At 70.3% G+C, this 11,938-nt stretch carries 12 protein-coding genes (1 of these 12 running past the window's edge); 5 read left to right on the top strand and 7 right to left on the bottom strand.

Features of this window, described 5'->3' with window-relative positions:
* From D474_RS0112530 to D474_RS0112520, 3 genes are all read left to right on the top strand, one after another.
* The coding region (locus D474_RS0112530) for an SDR family oxidoreductase (RefSeq protein WP_239647057.1) at positions 1-807 on the top strand (807 nt) is incomplete at its 5' end.
* Positions 800-1,558, top strand: a complete 759-nt coding sequence (locus D474_RS30430; RefSeq protein WP_017613903.1) for a dienelactone hydrolase family protein — start codon at positions 800-802, stop codon at positions 1,556-1,558. The genes D474_RS0112530 and D474_RS30430, both read left to right, overlap by 8 nt.
* 178 nt (positions 1,559-1,736) lie before the next feature.
* Complete coding sequence (locus D474_RS0112520; protein WP_017613902.1) at positions 1,737-3,116, top strand: MFS transporter; 1,380 nt, start codon at positions 1,737-1,739, stop codon at positions 3,114-3,116.
* A gap of 65 nt (positions 3,117-3,181) precedes the next feature.
* On the opposite strand, the gene D474_RS33340 is transcribed toward D474_RS0112520, so the two are convergent.
* From D474_RS33340 to D474_RS0112510, 3 genes are all read right to left on the bottom strand, one after another.
* A complete protein-coding gene (locus D474_RS33340) occupies positions 3,182-3,385 on the bottom strand; it encodes a hypothetical protein (RefSeq protein WP_239647056.1) in 204 nt (67 codons plus the stop codon).
* Entirely contained in the window at positions 3,382-4,206 is an 825-nt protein-coding gene (locus D474_RS28530; RefSeq protein ID WP_239647055.1) for an NAD(P)-dependent alcohol dehydrogenase, read from the bottom strand. Before D474_RS28530 ends, D474_RS33340 begins: the two co-directional genes overlap by 4 nt.
* A 233-nt stretch (positions 4,207-4,439) precedes the next feature.
* Entirely contained in the window at positions 4,440-6,815 is a 2,376-nt protein-coding gene (locus tag D474_RS0112510; protein ID WP_017613901.1) for a WD40 repeat domain-containing serine/threonine protein kinase, read from the bottom strand.
* A 358-nt stretch (positions 6,816-7,173) separates the two neighbouring features.
* On the opposite strand from D474_RS0112510, the gene D474_RS0112505 reads away from it, so the two are divergent.
* Positions 7,174-7,434 (top strand): MerR family transcriptional regulator, encoded by a 261-nt coding sequence (locus D474_RS0112505; RefSeq protein ID WP_239647058.1) that lies wholly within the window; start codon positions 7,174-7,176, stop codon positions 7,432-7,434.
* Between the two features lie 10 nt (positions 7,435-7,444).
* Here the strand turns inward: D474_RS0112505 and D474_RS0112500 are convergent, their stop codons facing one another.
* Both D474_RS0112500 and D474_RS0112495 read right to left on the bottom strand, forming a co-directional pair.
* Complete coding sequence (locus tag D474_RS0112500) at positions 7,445-8,863, bottom strand: DEAD/DEAH box helicase (protein WP_017613899.1); 1,419 nt, start codon at positions 8,861-8,863, stop codon at positions 7,445-7,447.
* A gap of 100 nt (positions 8,864-8,963) precedes the next feature.
* On the bottom strand, positions 8,964-9,167 hold the full coding sequence (locus D474_RS0112495) for a cold-shock protein (RefSeq protein WP_017613898.1): 204 nt from the start codon (positions 9,165-9,167) through the stop codon (positions 8,964-8,966).
* A gap of 459 nt (positions 9,168-9,626) precedes the next feature.
* Between D474_RS0112495 and D474_RS31755 the strand changes: the two genes are divergently transcribed.
* A complete protein-coding gene (locus tag D474_RS31755; RefSeq protein WP_152476763.1) occupies positions 9,627-9,818 on the top strand; it encodes a hypothetical protein in 192 nt (63 codons plus the stop codon).
* Here the strand turns inward: D474_RS31755 and D474_RS0112490 are convergent.
* Both D474_RS0112490 and D474_RS0112485 read right to left on the bottom strand, forming a co-directional pair.
* Positions 9,763-10,830: a glycerophosphodiester phosphodiesterase family protein gene (locus D474_RS0112490; protein ID WP_040703484.1), complete on the bottom strand. Its 1,068-nt coding sequence runs from the start codon at positions 10,828-10,830 to the stop codon at positions 9,763-9,765. The two genes, D474_RS31755 and D474_RS0112490, sit on opposite strands and share 56 nt — an antisense overlap.
* 478 nt (positions 10,831-11,308) lie before the next feature.
* Positions 11,309-11,938, bottom strand: the end of a protein-coding gene (locus D474_RS0112485; RefSeq protein WP_449289350.1) for an excinuclease ABC subunit UvrA. Its footprint extends 1,413 nt past the window's final position; 630 of the gene's 2,043 nt are visible here — the last part of the coding sequence; the start codon falls outside the window, past its right edge — the gene reads right to left on this strand; its stop codon occupies positions 11,309-11,311.

The raw sequence follows: 11,938 nt of genomic DNA, 5'->3' as shown, positions 1-11,938 counted from the left end.
CCCAGCCACGAGAAAGGAACGACCGTGGACCTGCACCTGGCCGGCCGGGGCTACCTCGTCACCGGCGCCAGCTCCGGGGTGGGGCTGGCCACCGCCCGCGCCCTCCTGGCCGAGGGCGCACTGGTGGCCGCCTGCGCCCGCGAACCGGAGCGCCTGCGCGAACGCCTCGCCGACGTGGGGCCGGAGGAACGCACGTTCCTGGCCTCCGCCGACGTGCGCGACGCCGAGCAGATGCGCGCCTTCACCGACGGCGCAGCCCGCGCCTTCGGCCGCCTCGACGGGGTCGTGGCCAACGCGGGCCGCTCGCTCATGGCAGGGCTCGACGAGACCAGAGACGACCAGCTCCGCGACGAGTTCGACCTCAAGCTGTTCGGCGCGCTCAACACCGTCCGGCCCGCACTCGAGTGGTTGGAACGCTCGCCGGACGCCTCGATCGTGGTCGTCAACGCGATCCTGGCCCGGCAACCCGAGAGCCGCCTGGCCGCCACCTCCGCCGCCCGGGCCGCCCTGCTGAACCTCACACGCACCATGGCCACCGACTACGGACCGCGCGGCGTGCGCGTGAACTCCGTGGCGCTCGGTCTTGTCGACACCGGGCAGTGGCGACGCCGGTACGAGAACTCCGGCACGGACCTGGGCTACGAAGCGTGGTGCGCGGAACTGGCCGCGGACCGCGGCATCCCGCTGGGCCGCCTCGGCACCGCCGAGGAGGTCGCCCACCCCGTCGTGTCCCTGCTGTCCCCGCGCGCCTCCTATGTCACGGGCGCCACCGTCGACGTCGGAGGAGGGATCGCCCGCCATGTCTGACCACGAGCACAGCCACACCCACGCGCACGGCCCCGCCAACCGCGGCCGCCGTGTACTCAAGACCGCTGCCCCGCTGTTCGTGCGCGAACCGGACGGCCCCCCTCGCGGCGGTGCGATCGTCCTGCACGACGTGTTCGGGGTCAGCGAGTACGTCGAGGAGTACTGCCGCCGCCTGGCCGCCGAAGGATGGCTGGCGGTCGCCCCGTACCTGTACTACGAGTACGGCGGCCGCGACTTCCGCCCCGAACAGCTCTCCACCGCCCGCGCCGCGATGGACAGCCTGGGCCCCGACGACCTGGCCGCGGACATCGACGGTGCCGTCGACCACCTCGTGCGCCGCTGCGGTCTCGACGCCGCGCGCTGCACCGCAACGGGGTTCAGCATGGGCGGATACCTGGCCACCTGGGCCGCGGGCCGGCACGCGTTGGGTGCCGCCGTCGCCGTCTCCCCGGGAGGTGTCGAACAGGCCCCCTGGCCCGGGCTGCCGCATCTGTCGGAGCTGGTCGCCCAGCGCCTGACCCCGTGGCTCGGCATCGCCCCGGACGGCGACCCGGCCCTCGACGAGGCTGTCTCCGGCGTTCCGTGCGTGCAGACCGAGTCGGTCGGCCCCGTCGCGCACGGGTTCTACCGCCTGGGCCGGGAGCACCACGACCCGGAGGCCGAGCGCCGCGCCTGGTCGTTGGCGGAGGCCTTCACCGAGGCGCAGGTCGCCGGGGCTCCGCCCTCGTCCATGGAGTTCCTGCCCGGCTGAGTCCCCGCCCCCGCAACCCCTGCCCGGCCCCCGCATCCCCCTTCCTTCCCCGACAGCCGTACGAACCGCCGACCCCGCGCCGGCTCCGACGCCCCAGGTCCGGGAGGCCCGCACCCCCGGAACCGCGACGAGCTTCACCCCTGCGCGGTCGGCAGCACCCCGAAGGGCACACGAATCCATGGCAGTACCAGCACCACCGGACCGGTCCTCGGCCGAAGGCATCGCCTCCCGCCTCGAACGGCTCCCCACCAGCCTCTGGCACCTCAAGGTGCGCATCCTCATCGGCATCGTCACCTTCTTCGAGGGCTTCGACCAGATGCTCGTGGCCTACACGCTCCCGGTCCTCACCGAGGAGTGGGCCCTCACACCCGGGCAGACCACCATGCTCATCACCGGAGGGTCGGTCGGCATGCTCGCCGGCGCCCTGGTCTCCGGGTGGCTCTCGGACCGCATCGGCCGGGTGCGCATGGTGTGCCTGTGCGTGTTCATCACCGCGGCCGCCAGCCTCGCCCTGGCCGTCGCGCCCGGGCCGGAAATCTTCATCGCCCTCCGCTTCATCCAGGGGCTCGGTATCGGCGGTGAGGTGCCCATCGCGGCCACCTACATCGGGGAGATCGCCAAGAGCCACAAGCGCGGCCGGTTCGTGCTGCTGTACGAGCTCGTCTTCCCCGCGGGCCTCATGGCCGCCGCCGTGGTCTCCGCGTGGGTCGTGCCGCACCTGGGTTGGCGCTGGCTCTTCGTCATCGGCGCCCTGCCGCTGGTACTGATCCCGTTCATCCTGCGGCACGTGCCCGAGTCGCCCCGATGGCTGGCCTCGCGCGGGCGCACCGACGAGGCCGACAAGCAGATGAGCCGTATCGAGGCCGAGGTCCGCAAGGTCCGCAAGGGTGAGGAGCTGCCGGAACCGAGACCGCTCGAGGTGAGCGTGAACGCGACAGCACGGCCCTCCCCGCGCGAGCTCGTCACCGGCATCTACCTGCGCAGAACCATCGTCATCTCGATGCTGTGGTTCACCGGTTACTTCATCAACTACGCCCTGACCTCGTGGCTGCCCACCATCTACACGTCCGTGTACGGGGTCCCGCTGGACCGCTCGCTGCAACTGAGCCTGCTGAGCAACGTCGCCGGCTTCGTCGGCTGTCTGGGCGCGGCCCTGCTCATCGACCGGATCGGACGCAAGCTCTGCCTGGGCGGCGGGCTGCTGCTCAGCAGCGCCACCCTGCTCCTGCTCGGGTGGTTGGGCGCCGGGACGACCGGCCAGGTCATGCTGCTGGCCACGCTCGCGACGATGTTCGTGTTCCTGTGCAACATGAGCCTGTACCTGTACACACCCGAGCTGTTCCCCACCCGCAACCGCGCCATGGGCACCGCGCTCGGCGGGGCCTGGAACCGGATCGGCGTCATCATCGGCCCGCTCGTGGTCGGCGGCCTCGTCGGCGCGGGCGCGAGCATGGGCACCGTCTTCGCCGTGCTCGGCATCGTCGGGCTGACCGGTGCCGCGGCCGCCGTGTTCGCCGTCGAGACCAACAACCGGTCCCTGGAGGAGCTCTCGCCCTGACCGGGGCCCACCCGGACCCGGGGCCGACCGCGCCGACGGTGTCGCGGCCGGCCCCGGGTCCGGCGTCAGAGGGGGACGGGTTCGAGTACCGCGCGCATGCCCGGCAGGCGGCCGTGCTCCAGGTCCTCCAGGGCCTCCAGCGCCCGGTCGAACGAGTACGTGCGCGTGCGCTGGTGCACCCGGCCGCGTGCGGCCAGTGCCATGAGGTCCTGCAGGTCGTTGTAGGTGCCGACCAGGTTGCCGATCACGTTGATCTCGCGCGAGATCACGTCGATGGNGCCCCTCCGTAGCCGATGACGAAGTAGCTCCCGGCGTCGCGGGTCATCGCGACGCCTTCTTGTTCGGTACCGCCCTCGCCGACGAAGTCCAGTACCACGTGAGCACCCTGCCCGCCGGTGAGGTCGAGGACCCGCTCCACCTGGTCGCCGTCGGCCAGGACTGTCTCGCGGGCACCGAGCTCAGCGGCGACGGCCAATGCCTCCTCGGACCTGTCGACCACGGTGAGGTCGGCCGGGCTCATCGCGAGCATGCACTGGATGCCGATGTGGCCGAGCCCGCCGGCGCCGATGACCACGACGTGCGCGCCCGGGTGCAGGAGCGGGACCGCCTTGCGCACGGCGTGGTAGGCGGTCAGGCCCGCGTCCGCCATCGCCGCGACCTCGGACGGCACGAGGCCTTCGTCGAGCACCACGCACGCCCGCGCGTTGGTGCGCAGGAACGAGGCCATGCCGCCGTCGGTGTCGATACCGGGGAAGGCCGAACTCTCGCAGTGCACGTCGTCGCCGGCCCGACAGGGTCGGCAGAGCCCGCACGTGACCAGGGGGTGCAGGATCACCCGGTCGCCGACGCGCACGTTGCTCACCGCCGAACCGGTCTCCACGACAGTGCCGGCGTTCTCGTGCCCGATGGTGTACGGGAGCCGGACCCCGCTCTTGCCGGACCACTGGCCCTCGACGATGTGCAGGTCGGTGCGGCACACCCCGGCCGCGTTCACCTCGACCAGGACGTCCAGGGGCCCTTCGACCCGCGGGTCCGGGACCTCGTCGATCGTGGGCGGGCTGTCGTACTGGTGCACGCGTACGGCACGCATCATGCCTCCCTGGGTTCGCAGGTGACCCCGGTCACCATGTGAACACGGTCGCCACACCCCGGCCAAGGGGCGTTCCGGCGGGCACGAACCCGAACGGGAGCAAACCGCCGGCAGTACACACGCCTGCAGGGCCAGGGCGCCATCTCCTCCGACACCCGCCCCACGACCAGGGACCGGCGCCGTCGGCGAAGGGTTCCTGCACTCGGTGCGAGAAACCCCCGTGACGACCGGGTTCAGCGTTCGGGCACTTTGAACTCCCGACCCGGCTCCAGGTCCTCGTCCAGGGACACGAACTCTCTGGAGGCCTCCCCGTACGTGTAGAAAGAGGCCAACAGGTCGGTGCCGGGGGGCGAGGCGTCGACCGAGAAGTACTCCCGGGTGGTCGAGTCGTCCACCAGCACGTCGCCCTCCCGGTCCCAGACGGTGAGGTAGTGGTGCTCGTCGTCGGTATTGCGGCCTGTCGCGACGATCCGTCCGTCCCCGTCGCCGATGGACAGTTCACGGACGCGTGCGTTGGCGTCGGCCCGTTCCCGCTCCAGCTCGATCGTTTCGGATGCGCCGTCCGACTCCAGGTCCCAGAGGATGATGGAGTCCCGAGACTGAGCAGCGACCACGCCCTCACCGAAGGCGATGGGGTCGCTGACCTCCTCGGGCGCCTCCCACACCTCCTCGAAGTCGGGGTGCGGCTCCCCCGACCCCGCGTACCAGGCGAGGAGGCCCTCGTTCACGACGGCGATGAGCAGTTCCCCGTCCGGTGAGGTTCCCAGGCCCCTGAGAAGAGTGTGGTGGCCTCGGTCGTTCAACGGAAGCTCGGTGCTGTGGAGCCGTTCGGCCGAGTGTGTTTCGTAGGTGTCCAGACGCTCTTCCTCTTCGTTGCTCCGCCCCACGTGAAGCAGTGCGCCGTCGGTGGAGAGAGCGAACACGCCGTCGTTGTCCTCCTCGGGCAGGGGAACGACGTGCCGTTCGGAGGTGTCGAGGTCCCACACATGGATCTCGACCTGGCCGCTCTCGCTGCTGGAAGCAACCGCCTTGGCAGCTACCGTGGACCCGTCGTGGCTCGCGGCGAGGTCGTCGTAGATGAACCTGTAGGACTCCTCGGGCTCGGTGAGGCGTTCCACGGCCTCGGAGGAGTCGGAGTCGAAGACGTCCACACCGGCCGGGGACAGGCTCGCGAAGCGGTCGGGCCCATCGAGGAAGACCGTGTCACGCACTTCGGCCTTGGAACCGGAGGACGGCATCGCCTCCCGGCCCGTTGCCGTCGGGCTCTCCTCCGGCGCGGGTGGAACTCCGCCGGACCCTCTGGTGGACGAGCTGTCCTCGGAGGCATGGTCCAGGTCGCCGCCCGGCCCCGCACTGGGAGGTTCCTGATCGGCCGAGAACCCCAGACCCAGCACGAGCGCCACGACGGATAGGGCGACGCCCCAGATCACCGTGGGCCTGGTACGCCTGGAGCCCGTGGAAGCGGTGGCCGGTTGCCCGGGCGCGCCCGACTGGGACGGCCCTGCAGCTGCGCCGCCGGCGTGGACGGCAGGCACTTCGGGGTCCTGGGCGCGGGCGGGCCCCGCCGAATCCGAGGTATCGACGGGCTCCACGGACGTGTCGGAGGGCCCGCTCTCCCCTCCCGCGTCGTCGTTCCCGCCCCCGGCGCCCATGGACACCCCAATGCCCTGTTCGGGGGCGTGAGCGGGCAGGGCTTGGGTCGGCAGGATCCGGGTAACGACTGCCGTCGCCTCCTGCACTCGGCTCGCGATTTCCGCGGGCAACCACTCGGTGGTCCCCTCGGCATCACCCGCGGGCAGGGCGGTATCGCTCAGCTCGGCCAGGAGCGAACCCGGTCCTGGACGCTCGTCGGGCTCCTTGACCAGGCAGGAGGTGACAAGGTCCAGCAGGTTGTCGGGCACCCCGGTCAGGTCTGGTTCCTCGTTGACGACCCGGTAGAGCAGGGCTGCCGGGCCACCGCTTCCGAAGGGTGGTCTGCCGGTGGCGGCGAAGACCAGCACACCGCCGAAGGAGAACACGTCGCTGGACGGGCCGACCGGTGCCCCCGTCGCCTGTTCCGGAGACATGAAAGCCGGGGTCCCCAGCGTCTGACCGGTCTTGGTCAACACCGTGGCGTCGATGGCACGGGCGATGCCGAAGTCGATGACTTGCGGTCCGCGCTGGGACAGGAGGACGTTCGAGGGTTTGAGGTCCCGGTGGACCAGTCCGGCGGTGTGGATGGCCTCCAGGGCTTCGGCGAACCCTGCGGCGAGGGCACGCAGTGATTCAGCGGGCAAGGGGCCGCTCTGGCGTACGGCGTCGTTGAGGTCGGGCCCGGACACGTACTCGGTGGCCAGCCAGGGACGCGGCCCTTCCGCGTCGGCGTCGAGAACACGGGCCGTGTAAGGGCCACGGACCCGGCGGGCCAGGTCGACCTCCACGGTGAAGCGGGCCCGGAATTCGGGGTCCTCGGCGAATTCGGGACGCACCGCCTTGATGGCAGCAAGATCTTCGTTCCCGGGCCCCGTGTGGAGGGCGAGGAAGACCATGCCCATGCCGCCGGAGCCGACACGGCGCAGCAGCCGGTACGGCCCGAGTTCACGGGGGTCGTCAGGGAGCAGGGGTTCCACGGGGGCATTTCCGACGGTTCGGGTTGGTCCGTGGGCAGCCTAACGGACCTCTTGTCCAGGGTCCGGTGGAAGGACGTGCACCGGAGCACCTCCGCGGACGGGGCGGCACCGCGCACGGGCCGACCGGTCCCGGAGTCCGGACGAACCGTAGGGGACGGCGTCCGCCAGGGCTGTTGAGTATTCTGGGAGGACGGCAGATGTGAGGTGCCGGGGTGACGCGGGAGGCGGTCGGTCCCGTGGGTCCCCCGTATCTCCGCGTCGAGAGCCTCGAACCGTAGAGGATGCAGTGAGCCCAGAGAGTCCCGAAGCGCAAGACCTCGACAGCAAGTTCGATGACGAGGACTACCCGGCCTACAGCATGGGGCGGGCCGCCGAGATGCTGCGCACGACCCCCGGTTTCCTGCGGAGCCTGGACCGCACGAAGGTCATCACGCCCCTACGGTCCTCGGGAGGCCATCGCCGGTACTCCCGCTACCAGCTGCGCATCGCGGCCCGCGTCCGCGAACTGGTCGACGACGGCACATCCCTGGACGCCGCCTGCCGGATCATCATCCTTGAGGACCAGCTCGAGGAGGCCCAGCGCATCAACGCCGAGATCCGGGCCGAGAACGAAGCCTGACAGGCAGTGTTCAGGCCGCCCTGCGCTGCGTGTTCCCCCGGTTCCCCGGACGCCGGCGCCGTCCTTGGCGGACACCGCCGGTCCGGCGGCCCGCGGGTGCCGGGATCGTGACGGGAACCCCCGAAGGCGTCCGGGCGCCGGTCACCCGGACGAGCTCGGGCCCCTCGGAGTGCACGCTCCGGGTGTTCGCGGTGATGCCCGCCGTGCTCAGCAGGCGTGACATCGAACGCCGTTGGCGGGGCAGGATCAGGCTCACCACGCTGCCCGTCGCCCCTGCGTGGGCGGTGCGCCCGCCGCGGTGCAGGTAGTCCTTGTGGTCCTGGGGTGGGTCGACATTGACCACCAGGTCGAGGTCGGCGATGTCGATGCCCCGGGCGGCCACGTTGGTGGCGACCAGCGCGGTGACCCGGCCGTCCTTGAACTGTTCCAGGGTCCGGTTGCGCTGCGCCTGGGACTTCCCGCCGTGCAGTGACCCGGCCGGAACCCCGTTGGCGAGCAGGTGCGAGACGAGCTTGTCGACCGCGCGTTTGGTGTCGAGGAACATGATGACCCGGTCCTCACGGGCGGCGATCCTGGTCGCGGTCGCGCGCTTGTCGTCGTCACCGATGTGGAGGACGTGGTGTTCCATCGTCGTCACGGCTCCGGCGGAGGGGTCCACCGAGTGCACAACGGGGTCATGGAGGTAGCGCCGCACCAGGCGGTCGACGTTGCGGTCCAGGGTTGCGGAGAAGAGCATCCGCTGTCCGTGGGGGAGGGTCCGGTCGAGCAGGCGGGTCACCTGCGGCATGAACCCCATGTCGGTCATCTGGTCGGCCTCGTCCAGGACGGAGATCTCCACCTCGTCCAGGCGGCAGTCGCCGCGTTCGAGGAGGTCGGCGAGGCGGCCCGGTGTGGCGACGACGACCTCGGTACCGCGTCGCAGCGCCCCGGCCTGGCGGCCGACGGACACCCCGCCGACCACCGTGGAGATCCGCAGGCGCGCCGCGTGGGCGTAGGGGGTGAGGGCCCCGGTGACCTGCTGTGCGAGTTCACGCGTGGGGACCAGAACCACGGCCAGGGGCCGGTGCGGTGCGGCGGTCCGGCCGGACAGGCGGGAGAGCACGGCCAGCCCGAAGGCCAGGGTCTTGCCCGAGCCGGTACGCCCGCGCCCCAGTACGTCGCGTCCGGCGAGGGAGTTGGGGAGCGTCGCCGCCTGGATCGGGAAGGGGTCGTCCATCCCGAGCTCTGCGAGTTTGCCGTTCAGCCCGGCAGGGAGGTCCATGCCGGCGAACGTGTCGACCGGGGGCAGGGGTGGCGTGATGGTCTCCGGGGGCGCGAAGTCCGAGCTCTGCGTCGTGGGGCCTCGGCGCCGGTCGGTGTGTCCGCCTCGGCGTTGCCCGGACGACGAGCGGGGGTTCCGGTTCTTCCGGTCGGTTGTGGTTCGGTTCATGTACGGCCTTTCTCGGAACGGGTTCGGGAGATGGTGGGAACGCAAGAGCTGTGGCCCGCACCCGGGGGCGCGGGCCACAGCTCTGCGTGGGGTCGTCTGCCTATACGGCGACGATGTTCTCCGCCTGCAGGCCCTTCTGGCCCTGCGTGACGTCGAAGTTCACCTGCTGGCCTTCGAGCAGCTCACGGAAACCGGAGCCGGCGATGTTCGAGTAGTGGGCGAAGACGTCAGCTCCGCCGTCCTCCTGCTCGATGAAGCCGAATCCCTTTTCCGAGTTGAACCACTTCACGGTGCCAGTCGTCAAAATACATCTCCTTCGGGGCGGTAACCGAGGTCACACTCCGTGTCCTCGGTGCTGCCGCAATGATTGCCCGTCCGGAAATACCGAATCGCACGAAGCGCGCCCGGGAAGATCCCTGGGTGCGCCGAAGTCTTGGGAAACCACAACTGCAACTGTCAGTAAGCCTAGCACCGTGAAAGCGCATGTCAAAGGGGCGTGCGGTTTCAATTTTTACGGATGAAAAATATTGCCGGTGCATCTTCGGGATTTCTGTCGTGGCCACCGGAGGTTTTTTGTGTCCCGGAGACCGGGACCTTCCGTTGACCGGCCTCCGTTCGGGCCGCAGCGTCGACCCACGTTCGCACGAGACGAAGGGGACGCCATGCACAGCACGCGCCGCACACGGGCGGGAGCCCTACTGGCGGTGGCCTCCCTCCTGGCTGGGACCGGATGCCTGGCCGAGCTCGCGATCGTCCCCCGCCGGTGGGCGTGCTGACCTTCATCCTGCAGAACATCGTCGAACGCCCGGAGGTCGGCCTCGGTCGGGACATCCGCCTGGGCGACACGTTCCGCGGCGTCGCGATGTTCCTGCCGACCGTGGTTCTGGTGTGCGTCCTGCTCATCCTCTTCCCCGAGATCGCTGCTCGGGCAGCCGGAACCCGTTGTCGGCCATGACCTCGCGCAGCCGGTCCGGACGGTCGGTGATCAACCCGTCGACCCCGGCGTCGATGAGGGACTGCATGGTGTCGGGGTCGTTCACCGTCCACGGGATCACGTCGATTCCGAGGTCATGGGCCCCGTCCACCATGTCAGCGCTGACGTAGGGCTCGTAGCCGGGATCCCCGACCTCGCCGTCCTGCGGGAACCCGTGCACCGGCGAGAACGCGTCGGCGCCGAAGGAGTCGACCGCGAGCACCGGGTCGCCGCCGAAGTCGTCGATGTCGATCCCGCCCAGCCAGGGGGAGGCGCCGGGTTCGCCGACCTCCAGGAACTCGTGGTTGTCGAGCGCGATGATCGGCAGGCGCGGTTCGCGTTCGCGCATCAGCATCAGTGCACCCCAGTCGAAGCTCTGGACGGTGACCTGCGGGAGTATCCGTGCACTGTCGATCTCCTCGAGCAGGACGTCGACGAACTCCTCGCGGGGTGCGGTCTCCTCCGGTGCTCCCGCCTCGACCTTGGTCTCGATGTTCAGGGCCACGTCGTGGGCGCCGTAGCGGTGGACCAGCTCGAAGACCTCGCTGAGCAGGGCCATCCGTTCACCCGGGGCGACCTGCTGATCGGGGAAGTCGGGGTGCTGCAGGGATCCGCAGTCCAGGGTGCGCACCTGTTCCAGGTCGAGGTCCTTGATGTAGGAGTCCACGTAGGGGTACTGCGGATCGCCGGGGAACGCGGGGCCGGTGTCCTGGCAGTTGTGGTCACCGATCTGCCGGTCGTGGGTGACGACTGCTTCTCCGTCCCGGGTGATCTGGATGTCGAGTTCGAGGGTGCTGACGCCGAGCCGGAGGGCGTTCTCGAACGCCGGCAGAGTGCTCTCGACGACGAGTCCCATGCCGCCGCGGTGGGCCTGGAGATCGAAGTCGTCGGCGGTGGGGCCACCCGGGTCCGCGTGCGCAGGGGAGTGGAGGAGGGAGAGGGGGAAGGTGAGCGCCGCGGTGACGGCGGCGAGGGGAAAGAGGCGCTTGACCATGTACACCAGCGTGTTCCGTGTCCGTGGACGGGAGGCGAATCGGGTGGAGGGTCGGGGTGAGGTGCTGTAGAAGCGGACCTTACAGCGCTGTGTCGGTCTCTACGCGTTGGCCGGGAGAGGGGGTCGGCGGGGAGAGAAAGGGAGCGGGAGAGGGCCCCGGATTCCCTGCTCGGGTCCGGAAGGTGTTCGGACCCGGAAGGCACTGAGTGGAGAGATGGCGGGTGTTGCAGGGGTGGGGTGTTCTGTGGTGTTGCCTCGGGGGTGGTGGTTCGTCGGGGCCGGGCTACGATCCCGACCCCCGACGAACCACCACCGCGACCGCTCCGGCCCAGCACGTCACCCGACGTGCCATGACACATCCTCCGCCCGTGAGATCGTCCTCGGAACCCGAGCATCCCCCGGAGGAGGAGGGAACATCACGGGGGAACGCCGGGAAAACCACCGGACCTCCGCCGGGAGGCCCGCGCCGCTCCCCGGGTCAGCGTCCCTTCATGTGGTCGCGCAGGTACCGGCCGGTGACGCTGTCCGGGTCCGCGGCCACCTCGTCGGGCGTCCCGGTCGCCACGACCCGTCCGCCGTAGGTGCCGCCGCCCGGCCCCATGTCGATGACGTGGTCGGCGTTGGCGATGAGGTCCAGGTCGTGCTCGATCACGATGACCGTCCCGCCCTGGTCGACCAGCCGCTGCAGCACGTCGATCAGAACCCGCACGTCCAGTGGGTGCAGCCCCACGGTCGGCTCGTCGAAGACGAACAGCGTCCGCCCCTGCCGCCGGTCGAGCTCCGACACCAGCTTCAGCCGCTGCGCCTCGCCCCCGGACAGCGCCGGGGTGGCCTCGTTGAGCGTCAGGTAACCGAGCCCGACGTCGATCAGCGCCTCGAGACGCGTGCGGGCCTTCTTCAGACCTTGCACGTGCTCGACCGCCTCCGCCGCGGTCATCGACAGCAGCGCCGGCAGCGACAGCCCGTCCGGGCCCCGGGTGTACCGCTCGGCCTCCGCGGCGTAGCGGCACCCCTCGCACAGGGGGCAGACGATGTCCACGTCCGGCAGGAACTGCACGTCGAGGGAGATCTCCCCGGTCCCCTCGCACCGTGGGCACCGCAGCGACCC

Source organism: Nocardiopsis salina YIM 90010 (assembly GCF_000341025.1).
Taxonomy (GTDB): Bacteria; Actinomycetota; Actinomycetes; order Streptosporangiales; family Streptosporangiaceae; genus Nocardiopsis; species Nocardiopsis salina.
Note: the sequence above shows the minus strand (reverse complement) of the source record. Positions and strands in the feature narration are given on the sequence as shown.

Coding starts and splice junctions, on each gene's coding strand:
- D474_RS0112500 (WP_017613899.1), bottom strand. CDS start 8,863: ATGAACCGAACCACAACCGACCGGAAGAACCGGAACCCCCGCTCGTCG.
- D474_RS0112505 (WP_239647058.1), top strand. CDS start 7,174: ATGGGGCGGGCCGCCGAGATGCTGCGCACGACCCCCGGTTTCCTGCGG.
- D474_RS30430 (WP_017613903.1), top strand. CDS start 800: ATGTCTGACCACGAGCACAGCCACACCCACGCGCACGGCCCCGCCAAC.
- D474_RS0112520 (WP_017613902.1), top strand. CDS start 1,737: ATGGCAGTACCAGCACCACCGGACCGGTCCTCGGCCGAAGGCATCGCC.
- D474_RS0112490 (WP_040703484.1), bottom strand. CDS start 10,830: ATGGTCAAGCGCCTCTTTCCCCTCGCCGCCGTCACCGCGGCGCTCACC.